Genomic DNA, 15,192 nt, shown 5'->3' on the forward strand with positions numbered 1-15,192 from the left:
GCCAACCTTGGTTGGCACGAACCCACAGCGCCGACCGAGGTCGGCATCTACCAAAACCGGTTGCCGGCCAGCGGCCGGCACTACCCCTGCGGCAACCGATGCATCGCCCTGGTAGGTGCCAACCTTGGTTGGCACGAACCCACAGCGCCGACCAGGGTCGACATCTACCAAAACCGGTTGCCGGCCAGCGGCCGGGACTACCCCTGAAGCAACCGACGTTGCAACCGCTCCACCGCACGCTGCAGCAGCACCCGGTTGCGGCCCAGCTTCATCCACTGCGGCAGGCGCGAGAACATCGAACCGTTGGTAACGCCCGCGCGCTCGCGCAGAGGCGCGGCAGCGTAGTCGTGCAGTGCCTGCAGATGGGCTTCGTTGTAGGCCCACAGCACGCCGGCCGCAGTCTTTTCGACCAGCCGCAGCGGCAAGCCAAAATGCGGATCGATCGCCTCATTGCCACGCCATCGCGACAACGTGACCTCCACCTCGCTGCTGCGTCCGCACTGACTGCAGTCCGCCGCCAGCGTCCGCAACGGCGACACTGCACGCGCACGGTGCAGCTCGGCGCGGACCCATTTGTGCCCGCAGTATCCGCAGGGACGATAGCCGCTGTAGCGCACGGGCCCGACCCAGTCGCCCGCGGCACAGCAACCGCAGCCGCATCCACTGTCGAGGGCTGCGCTGCAGCCCAGGCAGCGGAAACGTCGCGATTCCGGCGTCCGCACCACCCAGCCGGGCGTATCGCAGCGGTGGCAGCGCACCGCGATGCGGTCCGAATAGCGCCACAGGGCGTGGCCGTCATCCAGATGCCGGCCCGGCAGCGGCGCAGGCCGCAGGTCGCGATTGCGCCGCACCGTCATCAGACGTAGATCCGCGTCGGCGCCTCGTCGACGATCGCGTGCGGCACGAAGCGCGCACTGTCGCGGGTGATCGCGCTGTCATCCTCGCGGATGCCGATGCCGCAGGCATGGTCACCGATCACCCAACTGCCGATCAGCGGATAGCCGCCTTCGAAGCGGGTGAGCGGATGCGCACGCTGGATGATCGCCGGGCCGTCGTAGGGACCGTCGCTGCGCTGGGTGCTGCCATCGGCCAGGTGCATCTCGATGTTGGCCCCTTCGCGCGAGAACAGCGGTTTGCGCACCCAGCCCGACGCCAGCGCGCTGCCGTCATCGAAATGCGCCTCCAGCAGGTTCGGATGGCCCACGTTGCGCTGCCATAGCAGCGGCAGGATGCCCTTGTTGCTCAGCACCGCCTTCCAGGCCGGTTCCAGCAGCTGCACGCCCGAGCCGGGCAGCGCGCGGCCGAATTCCTCGGCCATCAGGTCTTCCAGCGGATACAGCTTGAACAGCGTGCCGATCACCGAGTCGTCCAGCGCGGTGAAGCGGCCGTCCTCGGACAGGCCAATGTCCTCGATGGCGATGGCCTGCCCGAACAGGCCGGCCTGGGATGCGCAGTCACGCAGGTACTCGACCGTGCCACGGTCTTCCTCCGAAGTGCCGACCGCGCTGAAGTACAGCGGCGGCGGCAGCTGCGTGGCGAGGTCGCCGAAACGCTCGACCAGCGCTTCGTGGATCGCGTTGAACTGGTCGGCATGCTGCGGCAGGCGGCCGGCATTGCGCTGGTCTTCCAGCCACTGCCACTGGAAGAAGCTGGCTTCGAACAGCGAGGTCGGCGTGTCGTAGTTCAATTCGTACAGCTTGGCCGGGCCGGTACCGTCGTAGGCCAGGTCCAGGCGGCCATAGAGGTGCGGCTGGCGCTGGCGCCAGCTGTCGGCGATCCAGTCGCGGTAGTGCGACGGAATCGCCAGCTGGTCCATCAAGCGTTCGCTGCCGATGACATCACCGACCAGATCCAGCGCCATCTGGTGCAGCTCGGCGCTGGGGTCTTCGATGTCCTGTTCGATCTGGCGCAGGGTGAAGGCGTAATACGCGCGTTCATCCCAGTACGGCTGGCCGTCGATGGTGTGGAAGCGGAAACCCGCCTCTTCCGCGCGCGCCCGCCACTGGGCACGCTCGGCAATCCGGATGCGCTGCATGGGTTGATCAGCCGCCGTAGCTGCCGCTGGTGCTGCGGCGTGCGCTGGTGTTGCCGAAGCCACCACGGCTGGCAGTGACCGCACGGTTCGGCTCGCTGGTGACCGGGGCCAGGCCGGCCTTGCCAGCACCGATGCCGCTGGCGGTGTTCAGGCCACCGGTGCCGCCCGGTGCCGGGCGCGCCCAACCCGCATTCTTGTCTTGATAAGCCGGTGCCGACGCCGGCGCCTGCGGGGCGAGGCCGCCGCGGTTGCTCAGCATCTGCGACATGAAGAAGCCCATCATCATCGGGCCGATGAACGAGGTACCGGCCGAGGTGTGCTGCTGCACGCACTGTTCCGGCTTGTAGTCCTTCTCGCAGGCTTCCTTGCTGGCGTACTTCGGCGCCGCATCGGCGGCCTGCTTCTGCGCTTCAGCGAACGCATTGCGGCACGACGACGGATCGCCGGTGGCCTCGGTGCAGGCCTCCACCGAGGTATACAGGCCTTCCTGCACCTTCACCTCCGGCTCCTTCTGGCAGGCGGTGAACAGCAGCGGCGCGGCGCTCATCAGCAGCAGCGCGGTGGTGCGGGAACGTTTCATGGCCTCATGCCCTGTCGACGGATCAATGCCCCAATGATGCCAAATCCGGGCCAGCAACCGGAATCGGCAAAGTGCGAAAGATGAACGGACTTTCATTTTCGTCGGCATTGGGGTCAGAGCCCATCGCGCCGCGATGGGATCCGACCCCAGGCGACGCACCGCTCTGGTAGGTGCCAACCTTGGTTGGTACACATCCCGCGGCGCCCGGTCATGCCCGGCGCGCGCAGCCAAGTCTCCGGCAAGAAGCCCCCTTGTTGTTCAAGGGGGGCGCGCCGAAGGCGCGGGGATAAGGGGAAATGCGCGGACCGCCAAGCCGCTGCAAGCGGTGAAGGTGGTTGCAGCAGCAACCGAAAAAATTGGCCATGATCGGCTGACCCCCACGTCGTACGGCCCGCCCGTTCCGCCCGCCATGCCCGAATACCGTTCCCGCACCTCCACCGCCGGTCGCAACATGGCCGGCGCCCGCGCCCTGTGGCGCGCCACCGGCATGAAGGACGGCGACTTCCACAAGCCGATCATCGCCATCGCCAACTCCTTCACCCAGTTCGTGCCCGGCCACGTGCACCTGAAGGACCTCGGCCAGCTGGTCGCGCGCGAGATCGAACAGGTCGGCGGCGTCGCCAAGGAATTCAACACCATCGCCGTGGACGACGGCATCGCGATGGGCCACGACGGCATGCTGTATTCGCTGCCCAGCCGCGAGATCATCGCCGACGCCGTGGAGTACATGGTCAACGCGCACTGCGCCGACGCGCTGGTGTGCATCAGCAACTGCGACAAGATCACCCCCGGCATGCTGATGGCCGCGCTGCGCCTGAACATCCCGGTGGTGTTCGTCTCCGGCGGGCCGATGGAAGCGGGCAAGACCAAGCTGTCCGAGCACAAGCTGGATCTGGTCGATGCGATGGTGGTGGCCGCCGATGACAGCGCCTCCGACGAGAAAGTCGCCGCGTTCGAGCGCAGCGCCTGCCCCACCTGCGGTTCCTGCTCAGGCATGTTCACCGCCAACTCGATGAACTGCCTGACCGAGGCGCTGGGCCTGTCGCTGCCCGGCAACGGCACCACGCTGGCCACCCACGCCGACCGTGAGGCGCTGTTCCGCCGCGCCGGCCGCCTGATCGTCGAACTCTGCCATCGCTGGTACGGCGGCGAAGACCCCAGCGCGCTGCCGCGCGGCATCGCCACCCAGGCCGCGTTCGCCAATGCGATGACCCTGGACATCGCCATGGGCGGCTCCACCAATACCATCCTGCATCTGCTGGCCGCAGCACAGGAGGCGGAGGTCGACTTCGACCTGACCCACATCGACGCGCTGTCGCGGCGCGTGCCACAGCTGTGCAAGGTGGCGCCGAACACGCCGAAGTACCACATCGAGGACGTGCACCGCGCCGGCGGCGTGTTCGGCATCCTCGGTGAACTGGACCGTGCCGGCCTGCTCGATACCACGGTGCCGACCGTGCACAGCGCCAGCCTGGCCGACGCGCTGGAACGCTGGGACGTAGTGCGCAGTGACAACGACACCCTGCATGCCTTCTTCAAGGCCGGCCCGGCCGGCATCCCTACCCAGGAGGCCTTCAGCCAGGCCACGCGCTGGCCGACCCTGGACATGGACCGCGCCGAGGGCTGCATCCGCTCGCTGCAGCATGCGTACTCACTGGAAGGCGGCCTCGCCGTGCTGCGTGGCAATCTGGCCGTGGATGGCTGCGTGGTGAAAACCGCCGGCGTGGACGAATCGATCCACGTGTTCGAAGGCCCCGCGCGTGTCTATGAAAGCCAGGACGCCGCCGTCGCCGGCATCCTCGCCGACGAGGTGCAACCGGGTGAGGTAGTGGTGATCCGCTACGAAGGGCCGAAGGGCGGCCCGGGCATGCAGGAGATGCTGTACCCCACCAGCTACCTGAAATCGAAAGGACTGGGCAAGCAGTGCGCGCTGCTGACCGATGGCCGCTTCTCCGGCGGCACCTCGGGCCTGTCGATCGGCCACGTCTCGCCGGAAGCCGCCAGCGGCGGTGTCATCGGTCTGGTGGAGAACGGCGACCGCATCCGCATCGACATCCCGGCCCGCCGCATCGACCTGCTGCTGGATGAGGCCACGCTGGCCCAGCGCCGCGCCGACGCCGACGCGCGTGGCTGGAAACCGCGCGCGCCACGCCCGCGCAAGGTCACCAGCGCGTTGAAGGCCTACGCCCTGCTGGCCACCAGCGCCGACAAGGGCGCCGTACGCAACACCGCCCTGCTCGGCGATTGATGCCGATCCGGTAGTGCCGGCCGCTGGCCGCCATCTGGGAAAAGGGGACGGAGGGGATTAAGTCGTTTGTGCCTCAAACGACTTAATCCCCTCCGTCCCCTTTTTCAGCCGATCACGCGCTTGAACGGCGGCAGCGCGTCGATGATGCGCTTGCCGTAGCGGCGGGTCAGCAGCCGCGAATCAAGAATGACCACGCGGCCGGTGTCGGTGGAGGTGCGGATCAGGCGGCCGGCGAACTGGGTCAGCGTGCGCAGCGCATGCGGAATGGCGATCAGGTTGAACGCGTTGAGCCCGCGTCCCTCGAACCACTCGCTGAGGGTGGCGGTCTGCGGGTCGGTCGGCACGGCGAACGGCACCTGGGTGATCACCACCGTGGTGCAGGCCTCGCCGGGCAGGTCGAGGCCCTCGCCGAACGAGTTCAGGCCGAACAGCACCGAGCCCTCGCCTGCCTCGACACGCCTCAGGTGTTCCTCGATCAGCCGGGTCTTGGACATCTCGCCCTGCACCAGCACCTGCTTGCGGCGCGCGGCCGGCATCAGCCCGGCCACCTTCTCCATCTTCCAGCGCGAGGTGAACAGCACCATCGAGCCCTTGGCCCAGTCCAGTTCGGTGTCCAGGTAGCGCGCCACTTCGCGCGGGTGGCCTTCGCGGTCGTCCGGCGTGACCGGGAACTTCGGCACGATCAGTTCGGCCTGGTTGGGCAGGTCGAACGGCGACGACAGCGAGACCATCTCGGCCTCTTCCGGAATGCCGTTGTCGATCGCCAGCGCCTGGAAGTCGCCACCGCCGGTCAGCGTCGCCGAGGTCATCACCACCGAGTCCACTTCATCCCACAGCAGCTTGCGCAGCACGTGCGCGGCCGACACCGGCGAACCGTGCAGCACCAGGTCGCCATCGCGGGTGGCAGTCACCCAGCGCGCCATCGGCGGCGCGCCGTCCTTGTCTTCGCGGCGCCACGCCTGCCACAGGTTGTACTGCTGCTCGATCATCTCCAGCGCCATGCCCAGGTTGCGCTGCAGGCGCTCGCGCGCGGCATCGTCCGGCTTGCCCTTGGCCACCTGCGTGGTGGCCGCATGCGCCCAGTTGTAGAGGCTGCGGGTATCGTCGGCCAGTGCCTCGATCGGCTCGCGCCAGGCCTCGGGCAGGCGTCCATTGGCCGCGCGCCACATCGGCTCTTCGTCCGCCGGCGCCGGCATCCACACCCGCTCGATGTGATCACGGAACGCGCGCAGCTGCTTGGCCACGTTGCTGGCGACTTCGATCGCTTCGTTGGGCAGCAGGTTGCCCAGCCGGTCCTTGTCGACCGCGCGGTAGGCACCGGCGATCAGGATCTGCAGGCGGCCGGTGCGCTTGGCCATCTCGTCCAGCGCGAGGCTGGCCGCGCCCTGGTCGATCGCCACGTTGCCGATGTGATGGCCTTCGTCCAGCACCAGCAGCATGTCCGAGGGTGGCGCGATCAACGGCTGGCCGTTGTCGCTGTCACCGATCGACAGCGCCGACAGCAGCAGCGCGTGGTTGGTGACCACGATCTGTGCGTCGCGCACCGTATTGCGCGAGCGCAGCACCGCGCACTGCGCCGAATAGGCGCAGCGTCGCCCGGCACAACCCGAGGCCGGCGTGGTGATGCGGCTGCGCAGGCCGGGACTGATGGTCTCCGGCGCATTGTCGATATCGCCATCCCAGCTGCCGCTGGTGAAGGCGTCGGTCAGGCGTTTGGCGATGTCCATCTCGATCGGCGCCAGCGGCCGGTCGAACAGTGGCGCGTCATCGTCGAACATGCCGCCCTGCGAGCCCTCGCCCTGCGCCTCGGCGGCATTGCGCGTGCACAGGTAGCGGGTGCGTCCCTTGGCCAGCGCCACGGTCGCTTCCAGGCCGGTGGCCTTCAGGAAATTCGGGATATCGCGCTCGACCAGCTGCGACTGCAGCGCCACGGTGCCGGTGCTGATCACCAGCTTCTTCTTGGTGGCCAGCGCGATCGGCACGCCTGCGGTGAGGTAGCCCAGGCTCTTGCCGACGCCGGTCGGCGCCTCGACCACGCCAACGCCACCGCTTTTCGACAGCGCGCGCGACACCACGCCGATCATCTGGCTCTGCGAGCGACGGGTGGAGAAGCCGGGGGTGTTGGCCTGCAGCGTCGTGTACGCCTTGCGGATCGCGTCCTTCAAGGTGTCATCGAGCGTGCGCGGAGCGGCGACGGTTTCGGTCACGCCGGGAACTACCGTAGCTGGATCAGGCCGGTCATTGTCGCATGGCCGGCCGCGTTCACTGTTGCTGGCACCCTGAACGAGCCAGCGACGACGCCCGCCGGCGCGCACGGTCCGAAGCCCGCGCCGCACAAGGGCGAAACACGCCGGGCGTGGCCCGGCGCCAGCGCTCAGGCGACCGGGGCGGGACGGCTACGCAGCAGGCGCACCAGCGCCCACACCAGCAGCACCACGCCGATGGCCTCGACCATCGCCAGCGCGAAGTGCACCACGCCGAAGATGGCGCTCATGCCCGAGATGGCGCTGAAGTTGCCGCTGCTGACCAGCCACATCGGCAGCATGCCCGCCGCCAGGCCACCCAGGCTGGACAGCAGCAACAGCAGCAGGCCGACCAGCGCGCCGGTGCGGGTGGCATCGCGCGGCGCACCGACCACCCAGACCAGGCCGACGCACAGCGCGATCAGCACAGGCAGGCGCACGCCGACCATGCTCAGCACGGTCACCATCAGGGTTGTGCTGTCCATCGGTCAGTCCTCGCCGGCCAGCACGGCCGAGCCCTGGCGCAGCGACTGGTAGACCTCGCCGGTCTGCGGGCGCACGCCGTGCCACTGCAGGAAGCTCTCGGCGGCCTGCTCGACCAGCATGCCCAGGCCGTCGACGGTATTGCGGCACTGCGCCGCACGGGCCCAGGCCAGGAAGGCGATGGCCGCCTCGCCGTAGTTCAGGTCGACAGCAGTGGTCATCGAATTGACCAGCGACAGCGGCAGCTTGAACTCGACGTCGCGGTCGCGGCCAGCCGAGGTGGCATTGACGATCAGTTCGAAGTCGCCGAGGTCGCGCAGGTCTTCCCAGTAGCGGCTGATCGCACGGCCGGGCTCGCCCATCGCGTCGATCAGTTCGTCGGCGCGCTCCGGCGTGCGGTTGACCACCACCAGTTCGGTGATGCCGGCATCGAGCAGCGCCGGGGCGACGCTGCGCGCCGAGCCACCGGCGCCGATCATCAGCACGCGGCGACCGCGCAGGTCCAGGCCGTGGCGGTCGGTCAGGTCGCGCACCAGGCCGATGCCATCGGTGGTGTCGCCGTGCCAGCGGTCGCCCTTGCGCAGCAGTGTGTTGACCGAGCCGGCGCGGCGCGCGCGCGCGGTCAGCGTGGTGCACACCGAGAACGCGGCTTCCTTGTGCGGCAGGGTGACGTTGGCGCCGACACCGTCCTCGGCGGCGAAGGCCTCCAGTCCGGCCAGGAACGCATCCGGGGCCAGGTCGATCGCGCGGTAGTCGATGGCGATGCCTTCCTGGCGACCGAACGTCGCGTGGATCTGCGGCGACTTCGAGTGGGCAACGGGGTGTCCGAAGACGGCGTAACGGTCGGTCATGGAATCCTCAAGCTGGCTAGACTGATGCTCTTTCGTGCACGGAACCGGATGATGCGCATCACCCCGCCCCTGCTGGTGCTCGCCGCCAGTCTACTCTCTGCCCCCGTGGCGATGGCGTTGAACGAGTACGGCATCGAAGGCATGGGCGTGGTCTCGACCCGCGCCGACGAAGGCCGCGCCACGATCAGCGCCGATGGCCAGCGCATCGTCTTCGCCCGCCGCGGCGAGGCCGGCTGGGGCCTGTGGGAGGCGCGCGTGGTGGACGGTCGCTGGCAGCAGGCACAGGTACTGCCGGTAGGCGTGGCCGGTGAAGCCCGCGATCCCTACTTCAGCCGTGACGGCCGCTGGCTGCTGTTCGCGGCCGGCCGCGAGGGCGCGCTGGCGCTGTACCGCGCCGCGTTGGCCGCCGACGGCCGGCTGGGCCCGGCGCAGCCGCTGGCCGGTGACGGTGGGCGCCGGGAAGAGCGCGGGCCGGCCCTGAGCGCGGACGGCAAGCAGCTGTTGTTTGCCCGCCAGCAGGGCCGTGGCGCCGGCTGGGACCTGTTCGTGGCGACGCTGGATGCGCAGGGCCTGCGCGGCCAGGCCAGCGCACTGAGCGCGTTGAACAGCGTCGACGACGAGACCGACGGCGACTGGCTGGGCCAGGACGGCGCCGTGGTGTTCAGCCGCGGCAACGGCAGTACCGCGCAGGTCTGGAGCAGCGGCTGTGCGTGGAGCGGTGTAGCGCTGCAGCCGCTGGGGCTGTCGTTCAACCAGGCCGGCGGCTGGACCGGTGCGCCGGTGGTCGACAACGCCAAACCGGGCGAGATGATGGTGGCCAGCAGTGCAGCGAAGGCGCCGCGTGCCGGTGGCGTGGACGTGTACCGGTTGGCGGTGCCGAAGGTGGCGGCGGTGGCCGGGTGCGCGCGGTAGATCCACGCCATGCGTGGATGGCCGTTTGGTAGATGCCAACCTTGGTTGGCATACATGAAAGCGCCAACCAAGGTTGGCGACTACCAGTAGATCCACGCCATGCGTGGATGAAACGCCCCGTCAGCGCGACAACACCTTGGCGCGCAACTGCTCGTACTCCATCTCGCTCAGCTGGCCGTTGTCCTTGCGCTGGTTCAACGCGGCCAGCTCGGCCTGCACGGTCTCCGGCAGCGCCTGCTCACGGGCCACGTGGCGGGCAGCGGAGAGCTGTTCCGGCGGGCGCTTGCCGGCCCGCCAGGCGGCGATGAAGACAGCGACGATGATGGCGCCGAACACCAGCGTACCGGTGCCCCAGATCAGCCATTGCATCCATCCCAGTTCGGGTCCCATCGCGCAGTCCTCCGTCTATCGTGGCGCTATTGTCAGCGCTCGCGCAGCCATCGCGCCACCTGCGGCGCGAAATAGGTCAGCACACCATCGGCGCCGGCCCGCTTGAAACCCAGCAGCGACTCCAGCACGCAGGCGCGTTCCTCCAGCCAGCCGTTGGCGAAGGCGGCCTTCATCATCGCGTACTCGCCACTCACCTGATAGGCGAAGGTCGGCACACCGAATGTCTCCTTCACCCGGCGCACAAGGTCCAGGTACGGCATGCCCGGCTTGACCATCACCATGTCGGCGCCCTCTTCCAGGTCCAGCGCGATCTCGCGCAAGGCCTCGTCGCCGTTGGCCGGGTCCATCTGGTAGGTCTTCTTGTCGGCCTTGCCGAGGCTGGCCGCGCTGCCCACCGCATCACGGAACGGGCCGTAGAACGCCGAGGCGTACTTGGCCGAGTAGGCCATGATGCGCACGTTGATGTGGTTGTCGGCATCCAGCGCACGGCGGATCGCGCCGATGCGGCCGTCCATCATGTCCGACGGCGAGACGATGTCCACACCGGCCTCGGCGTGCGACAGCGACTGCTTGACCAGCGCTTCGACAGTGATGTCGTTGAGCACGTAACCCTTGTCGTCGATGATGCCGTCCTGGCCGTGGGTGGTGTACGGGTCCAGCGCCACGTCGGTCATCACTCCCAGTTCCGGGAAGCGCGACTTCAGCGCGCGGATCGCACGCTGCGCCAGGCCGTCCTCGGCCCACGCCGCCGACGCGTCCAGCGACTTCAGCGACGGGTCGATCACCGGGAACAGGTCGATCACTGGAATGCCCAGTTCCAGCGCTTCTTCGGCCACCTTCAGCAGCTCTTCGATCGACAGCCGCTCCACGCCCGGCATCGACGGCACTGCGGTGCGGCCCGCCCGTTCGTGCACGAACACCGGGTAGATCAGGTCGTCGGTGGTCAGCGTGTTCTCGCGCATCAGGCGGCGCGAGAACTCGTCGTGGCGCATGCGGCGCGGGCGGTAAAGCGGGTGGGACATGGCAGGCTCCGAGGAGTGGCTATTGCAACAGGTAGCCCTGCGGCAGCAGGGGTTCGGGCAACGGGCGTTCGCCGAGCGCGTCGAGCTGGTCGATCTCGATCGTGCGCACCAGCGCGTCCAGCGGCAGGTCGTTCGGCTCCAGGCCGAACGGGTCTTCCATTTCTTCGCCCAGCTGGTCCAGGCCGAAGAAGGCGTAGGCCAGCACCGCCGACAGCACCGGCGTGCCCCAGCCCAGCGAGCTGGCCAGGCCGAACGGCAGCAGCACGCAGAACATCCATGCGCAGCGATGCAGCAGCAGGGTGTAGGCGAACGGCAGCGGCGTGGTGAGGATGCGCTCGCAGCCGGCCTGGATCGACGACATCGCGTGCAGGCGCTCTTCCAGCTGGGTGTAGAGGATCGGGTCGAGTTCGCCGGCGCGCAGGGCCTGGGCCAGCTCGGCAGCGATCATCGACAGCAATGCGTCGGGCACGTTCTCGCGCTGGCCCAGCTGCTCGCGCTGCGGCTTGTCCAGCCACGGCAACGCCGCCAGGGCCACGATGCGCCCGCGCAGGCGCGCGGCCAGCGCATGGGCAAAAGCCGTAGTGAGGTAGGCGATGCGGCGGCGGCGACCGGCGTCATCGGCCAGCAGCAGGTTCACCTGGCGGGCCAGCGAACGCGATTCGTAGACCAGCTGGCCCCACAGCTTGCGGCCTTCCCACCAGCGGTCGTAGCAGGCGCTGTTGCGGAAACTGAGGAAGATCGACAGCACCAGGCCGAGCAGGGTGAACGGCGTGACGGAAACGCGCTCGATGCCGGTCGGCGGCGCCAGCTCCACCACCGCGGCCACCGCGATGGACAGGATCAGGATGGCCAGCACCTTCGGCGCGATCGCTTTTACGATCGAGCCGCGCAGGATGTACAGCAGTTGCCAGCCGTGGGGACGGGGTCGGATGATCATGGGGCAGCCGCGCCGGGCGCGGATTCACAGGCACGCGGGGGGCTCGCGCAGCCGTTCATTGTACGCCCCTGCCCGGCCCGCGGCCGTGTACCTGCGACGCCCTGTCGCACCCGGCGATGCGGCTCAGATCACGCCGCCCCCCAGGCCCAGGCGCAGGATGCCGACCACCACCACGATGCCGTTCAGCACCAGCCCGGCCCAGGCCCGGCCGCGCTTGGTCGGGTGGGTGAACAGGATGCCCAGCGCGGCGATCACCGCGCCCACGGCGGCGAACGGGATCAGGAACCAGTTGCCCCAGCCCAGCAGCGGAATCAGCGCCAGGATCATCCACAACAGCGCCAGTACGCCCCACAACAGACTGATCACGCCCATTCCACTCTCCCGCAGTTGGTTCCTGTCTGTGCACCATAGTCGTTCCCGCCGTCGCCGCCTACTGCCGTTGGCGGGGCTGTCACCGGCACCGTGCTAGCGTGCCGCCGTGCCTGCTCTGGGCCGGGTGTTGGCGCCGATTCAGAGTGGCCCGCCGATGATCGCAACCAGTCCTACAGGGGTCGTGCCATGAACATCCGTTGGGCCGCGTTGGCGGCCATCCTGCTGGTCGCCGCTGGCTGTGCCAGCACCTCCAAGGTCATGCTGGGGAGCGCCCGCGCGCCGATCGATCCGGCACTGGTGCAGATCTATTCGACGCCGCCGGCCGGCTCCCAGGAAATCGCCCAGCTGGAATCGGCGTCTGCCGTGGGCTTCGGCACGCAGGGCCAGACCGATGCAGCGGTGGCGCGCCTGAAGCGCGAGGCCGCAGCGCTGGGCGCCAATGGCGTGGTGCTGATGGGCGTGGGCAGCAGCGGCTCACCGGTGGGCATGTCGGTGGGTGCCGGCACGTTCGGCTCGCATGTCGGCGGTGGCGTCGGCATCGGTATTCCGACCACGCAGAAGCGCGCCGCCGGCGTGGCGATCTGGGTGCCGAACCCGGAACCGCCGGCACGACTGCCGACGCAGGTGATCACCCCGCAGCGGTGACGCGGCAGCATCACCGCAGGTAGTGCCGGCCGCTGGCCGGCAACCTCAGAAATCCTCTTGATGCCAGCGGCCGGCACTACCGGAGGGCGTTCAGCGCTTGTACTTCGGCACGAACACCTTGTTCACCGCGTCGGCCAGCTGGTCCGGCGGCAGCAGGCCCTGGTCGAGCAGGAAGTTGTTGAACGCCAGGCGGTCGAACTTCGCACCCAGTGCCAGCTCAGTCTGCATGCGCAGTTCCAGGATACGGGTGTAGCCGTAGAAGTAGCTGCCGGCCTGGCCCGGCATGCGCACCATGTAGCGGTCCAGTTCCTGGGTGGCCATCGCCTTGGACAGGCCGACCTGCTCCATCAGCACGCGCTCGCCGTTGGCGCGGTCGGTCAGGCCGAGGTTGAGCATCGGGTCGAGCATCGCGCGTGCGGCGCGCAGCAGGCGGAACTGCAGGGCGATCATCTGCCCGTCCAGCGGCTCGTACGGCACCATCTCGGCCTCGGCATACAGCGCCCAGCCTTCCACGTTCACCGAATTGAACGCGAACATGGTGCGTGCCAGCGACACGCCGCGCTCGACCATCGCGGTGAACTGCAGCTCGTGGCCGGGGCGGCCTTCATGCGCGCTCAGCGTCCACGCCGCCGCACCGAAGTTGAAGTCGTCGTACTGTGCGCCCGGGCCCGCGGCCGGGTTGCCCAGCGGCAGCACGAAGGTGCCCTGCTGCCCGGTGTTGTTGACCAGCGGCGCCGGCAGGAAATGCGGGGCCGGGCTGGCCGCGCTCTCGGCGGCCGAACCCAGGCGCATCTGCATGGCGCGCTTGGGCACGTCGACGATGGCATGCTCGCGGATCAGCGGATCGATCGCATCGATCACCTTGCGGTAGTGGCCTTCCAGATGGTCGTCGGCGATCTTGTCGGCCTTCAGCGCGCGGATCACCGCCACCGGGTCGCTCGGGTCGGCCACCTTCAGGCCCTTGTCCTTCACCACCAGCGGCGCCAGCTGCTGCATCGCCGAGCGGGTTTCCATGAACTCCAGCTGCGCGCGCTGCATCAGCAGCTTCGGGTCGATGTCGATGCCGACCTGCTTGAGCTGGTAGGCGTACAGCGGCGCCGGCAGCCGTGCGTCGGTGCGCGCCTTCGGCAGCACGGTCGAGCGCGTCCAGCTGGCGTAGTCCTTCATCTGCCCGGCCAGGGCCTTCATCGCTTCATCGGCGCCGGCGATCTGGTACTTCTTCAGCAGCGACTCGATGCCGCTGATGTAGGTCTCGACGTTGTCCAGCGACTGCTGCACTTCGATCTTCGTCGGCTGCAACAGGCTGCTGTCCTTCAAGCGCTCTTCGTAGCGCTGGCGGGCCAGCGTGGTGAACGCGGTGCCGCCCGGCTGCAGGCCGGCGTAAGCCTTGAGGCGGTCGATCGCCTTGGCCCGGCGCTCGGCCGGCACCTGGTCGGACAGCAGCAGGTTGAGGCCGCTGAACACCGTCTGCGGCGCGTCACTCCACGGCAGCAGGTACTTCTCGTTGAGCTCACTGCCTTCGATGTTCTGGTTGGCGGCGTGGATCATGATCTCCAGGTCCTGGCGGACGTTGGGATCCTGCTCGGTGGCCAGCTTCGCCTTCAGTTCGTCGCGGGCCTTGGCCATCGCGGCGCGGTAGCGCTTGCCGTTGTCCGCGCCGAGGTCGGCCACCTTGTCGTCGTAGCCGGGCACGCCGAAGAAGCCGGTTTCTTCCGGCTGGAACGGGCCCTGCGCATCGAGCAGGATCTGCGCCAGTGCGTTGCTGCGGGCGACCCAGGCCGGGCTGGCCGGTGTGGCGGCCTTGGCGGCGGGTGCCGCCAGCGCCGGCGGTGCGGACAGCAGCGGGGCGGCGGTCAGGGCCAGGGCAACGGCCAACGCGATCGGCTTCATGGTGCACTCCAGGACAGGGTTGCCCGCACCCTACGCGCTCAGCGCGGTGGCGACAATCGGCCGGAGGTCACAACGCTGCGGTCAGCGGGCATTCGCCGCGTTCGCGGCAGGCCTGCAGTTCGCATTCCTGCGCGGCCTCATCGTCATCCAGCGCAGTCAGGTCGAAGGTCTGCTTGTTCTCGCCCAGCACGTACATCACCGGGTAGTCCCACACGTCGTCACTGCGGGTGCCCTTCACGAACAACCGGCCGTGTGCGCGGGGGCCTTCCAGGGCCACGGTCAGGCCGACATCGCGCTGGCCGTTGAGCGCGGTCTGCATGCTGCCCAGCGGCATCGATTCGGCACGCAGCGGCTCGCCGAAGGCTTCCACCAGTTCGATGCTGCAGCCGGCGCGACGCATCGCCTCGCGCATCGGTGGGCTCTCGCGTGCCGCCTCACTCCAGCGCAGCACGCTCCAGGCCACCGTGCCACCGGCCCCGGCCAGCACCAGCAGCACGGCCACGGGCATCGCCCAGCGCCAGTGGCGGGACCACCAGCCGGCGGGCTTCGGGCCGTGGGTGGGAATCGGCGGCGGCAGTGTCATC

The 15,192-nt window shown here is 68.7% G+C and carries 15 protein-coding genes; 3 read left to right on the forward strand and 12 right to left on the reverse strand.

What is annotated here, in order from left to right; genetic code table 11:
• Nucleotides 1-197: 197 nt before the first annotated feature.
• From QP609_RS19860 to QP609_RS19870, 3 genes are read right to left on the reverse strand one after another with little or no spacing between them, the layout of a single operon-like run.
• Nucleotides 198-857 (reverse strand): hypothetical protein, encoded by a 660-nt coding sequence (locus QP609_RS19860; protein WP_032957033.1) that lies wholly within the window; start codon nucleotides 855-857, stop codon nucleotides 198-200.
• Nucleotides 857-2,035, reverse strand: coding sequence for a glutathionylspermidine synthase family protein (locus QP609_RS19865; RefSeq protein WP_014648785.1), 1,179 nt, complete (start codon nucleotides 2,033-2,035; stop codon nucleotides 857-859). The genes QP609_RS19860 and QP609_RS19865 overlap by 1 nt, the downstream gene beginning before the upstream one ends.
• A gap of 7 nt (nucleotides 2,036-2,042) precedes the next feature.
• Nucleotides 2,043-2,615, reverse strand: a complete 573-nt coding sequence (locus QP609_RS19870) for a DUF1190 domain-containing protein (protein ID WP_005420172.1) — start codon at nucleotides 2,613-2,615, stop codon at nucleotides 2,043-2,045.
• Between the two features lie 409 nt (nucleotides 2,616-3,024).
• Between QP609_RS19870 and ilvD the strand changes: the two genes are divergently transcribed.
• On the forward strand, nucleotides 3,025-4,863 hold the full coding sequence (gene ilvD, locus QP609_RS19875) for a dihydroxy-acid dehydratase (protein ID WP_049404917.1): 1,839 nt from the start codon (nucleotides 3,025-3,027) through the stop codon (nucleotides 4,861-4,863).
• Nucleotides 4,864-4,967: 104 nt separating this feature from the next.
• On the opposite strand, the gene dinG is transcribed toward ilvD, so the two are convergent.
• The 3 genes from dinG to aroE form a co-directional block, all read right to left on the reverse strand.
• Nucleotides 4,968-7,070, reverse strand: coding sequence for an ATP-dependent DNA helicase DinG (gene dinG, locus QP609_RS19880; RefSeq protein ID WP_049442037.1), 2,103 nt, complete (start codon nucleotides 7,068-7,070; stop codon nucleotides 4,968-4,970).
• A gap of 167 nt (nucleotides 7,071-7,237) precedes the next feature.
• Nucleotides 7,238-7,591, reverse strand: a complete 354-nt coding sequence (locus QP609_RS19885) for a hypothetical protein (protein ID WP_014648789.1) — start codon at nucleotides 7,589-7,591, stop codon at nucleotides 7,238-7,240.
• 3 nt (nucleotides 7,592-7,594) lie between these two features.
• Nucleotides 7,595-8,440 (reverse strand): shikimate dehydrogenase, encoded by an 846-nt coding sequence (gene aroE, locus QP609_RS19890; RefSeq protein ID WP_014648790.1) that lies wholly within the window; start codon nucleotides 8,438-8,440, stop codon nucleotides 7,595-7,597.
• A gap of 48 nt (nucleotides 8,441-8,488) precedes the next feature.
• Here aroE and QP609_RS19895 point away from each other — a divergent pair, with 48 nt between their 5' ends.
• The gene (locus QP609_RS19895; protein WP_197621504.1) at nucleotides 8,489-9,352 is read left to right on the forward strand and encodes a PD40 domain-containing protein; all 864 of its coding nucleotides are present in this window, start codon (nucleotides 8,489-8,491) and stop codon (nucleotides 9,350-9,352) included.
• A 120-nt stretch (nucleotides 9,353-9,472) separates the two neighbouring features.
• Here QP609_RS19895 and QP609_RS19900 read toward each other — a convergent pair whose 3' ends face one another.
• The 4 genes from QP609_RS19900 to QP609_RS19915 form a co-directional block, all read right to left on the reverse strand.
• Nucleotides 9,473-9,742 carry a hypothetical protein gene (locus QP609_RS19900; protein ID WP_032959066.1) on the reverse strand — a complete coding sequence of 90 codons (270 nt, stop codon included), beginning with the start codon at nucleotides 9,740-9,742 and terminating at the stop codon, nucleotides 9,473-9,475.
• A gap of 32 nt (nucleotides 9,743-9,774) precedes the next feature.
• Entirely contained in the window at nucleotides 9,775-10,764 is a 990-nt protein-coding gene (gene hemB / locus QP609_RS19905; protein ID WP_164077007.1) for a porphobilinogen synthase, read from the reverse strand.
• Nucleotides 10,765-10,783: 19 nt separating this feature from the next.
• Nucleotides 10,784-11,701 (reverse strand): bestrophin family ion channel, encoded by a 918-nt coding sequence (locus QP609_RS19910; RefSeq protein ID WP_014038878.1) that lies wholly within the window; start codon nucleotides 11,699-11,701, stop codon nucleotides 10,784-10,786.
• A 123-nt stretch (nucleotides 11,702-11,824) separates the two neighbouring features.
• A complete protein-coding gene (locus QP609_RS19915; protein ID WP_005420185.1) occupies nucleotides 11,825-12,073 on the reverse strand; it encodes a hypothetical protein in 249 nt (82 codons plus the stop codon).
• A 186-nt stretch (nucleotides 12,074-12,259) separates the two neighbouring features.
• On the opposite strand from QP609_RS19915, the gene QP609_RS19920 reads away from it, so the two are divergent.
• A complete protein-coding gene (locus QP609_RS19920; protein WP_197575502.1) occupies nucleotides 12,260-12,718 on the forward strand; it encodes a hypothetical protein in 459 nt (152 codons plus the stop codon).
• Nucleotides 12,719-12,808: 90 nt separating this feature from the next.
• Here QP609_RS19920 and QP609_RS19925 read toward each other — a convergent pair whose 3' ends face one another.
• The gene (locus QP609_RS19925; RefSeq protein WP_053495951.1) at nucleotides 12,809-14,608 is read right to left on the reverse strand and encodes a DUF885 domain-containing protein; all 1,800 of its coding nucleotides are present in this window, start codon (nucleotides 14,606-14,608) and stop codon (nucleotides 12,809-12,811) included.
• A 67-nt stretch (nucleotides 14,609-14,675) separates the two neighbouring features.
• Nucleotides 14,676-15,191 carry a cytochrome c oxidase assembly factor Coa1 family protein gene (locus tag QP609_RS19930; protein WP_049442038.1) on the reverse strand — a complete coding sequence of 172 codons (516 nt, stop codon included), beginning with the start codon at nucleotides 15,189-15,191 and terminating at the stop codon, nucleotides 14,676-14,678.
• Nucleotide 15,192 lies beyond the last annotated feature (1 nt).

This window comes from Stenotrophomonas sp. 8(2023) (genome assembly GCF_030345295.1).
Lineage (GTDB): Bacteria > Pseudomonadota > Gammaproteobacteria > Xanthomonadales > Xanthomonadaceae > Stenotrophomonas > Stenotrophomonas muris.

What these genes read in the sequence shown, in the direction of transcription:
- QP609_RS19925 (WP_053495951.1), bottom strand. Translation starts at nt 14,608, where the DNA reads ATGAAGCCGATCGCGTTGGCCGTTGCCCTGGCCCTGACCGCCGCCCCG.
- QP609_RS19915 (WP_005420185.1), bottom strand. Translation starts at nt 12,073, where the DNA reads ATGGGCGTGATCAGTCTGTTGTGGGGCGTACTGGCGCTGTTGTGGATG.
- hemB (WP_164077007.1), bottom strand. Translation starts at nt 10,764, where the DNA reads ATGTCCCACCCGCTTTACCGCCCGCGCCGCATGCGCCACGACGAGTTC.
- QP609_RS19865 (WP_014648785.1), bottom strand. Translation starts at nt 2,035, where the DNA reads ATGCAGCGCATCCGGATTGCCGAGCGTGCCCAGTGGCGGGCGCGCGCG.
- QP609_RS19930 (WP_049442038.1), bottom strand. Translation starts at nt 15,191, where the DNA reads ATGACACTGCCGCCGCCGATTCCCACCCACGGCCCGAAGCCCGCCGGC.
- QP609_RS19910 (WP_014038878.1), bottom strand. Translation starts at nt 11,701, where the DNA reads ATGATCATCCGACCCCGTCCCCACGGCTGGCAACTGCTGTACATCCTG.
- aroE (WP_014648790.1), bottom strand. Translation starts at nt 8,440, where the DNA reads ATGACCGACCGTTACGCCGTCTTCGGACACCCCGTTGCCCACTCGAAG.
- QP609_RS19860 (WP_032957033.1), bottom strand. Translation starts at nt 857, where the DNA reads ATGACGGTGCGGCGCAATCGCGACCTGCGGCCTGCGCCGCTGCCGGGC.
- ilvD (WP_049404917.1), top strand. Translation starts at nt 3,025, where the DNA reads ATGCCCGAATACCGTTCCCGCACCTCCACCGCCGGTCGCAACATGGCC.
- QP609_RS19895 (WP_197621504.1), top strand. Translation starts at nt 8,489, where the DNA reads ATGATGCGCATCACCCCGCCCCTGCTGGTGCTCGCCGCCAGTCTACTC.
- QP609_RS19920 (WP_197575502.1), top strand. Translation starts at nt 12,260, where the DNA reads ATGAACATCCGTTGGGCCGCGTTGGCGGCCATCCTGCTGGTCGCCGCT.
- QP609_RS19885 (WP_014648789.1), bottom strand. Translation starts at nt 7,591, where the DNA reads ATGGACAGCACAACCCTGATGGTGACCGTGCTGAGCATGGTCGGCGTG.
- QP609_RS19900 (WP_032959066.1), bottom strand. Translation starts at nt 9,742, where the DNA reads ATGGGACCCGAACTGGGATGGATGCAATGGCTGATCTGGGGCACCGGT.
- QP609_RS19870 (WP_005420172.1), bottom strand. Translation starts at nt 2,615, where the DNA reads ATGAAACGTTCCCGCACCACCGCGCTGCTGCTGATGAGCGCCGCGCCG.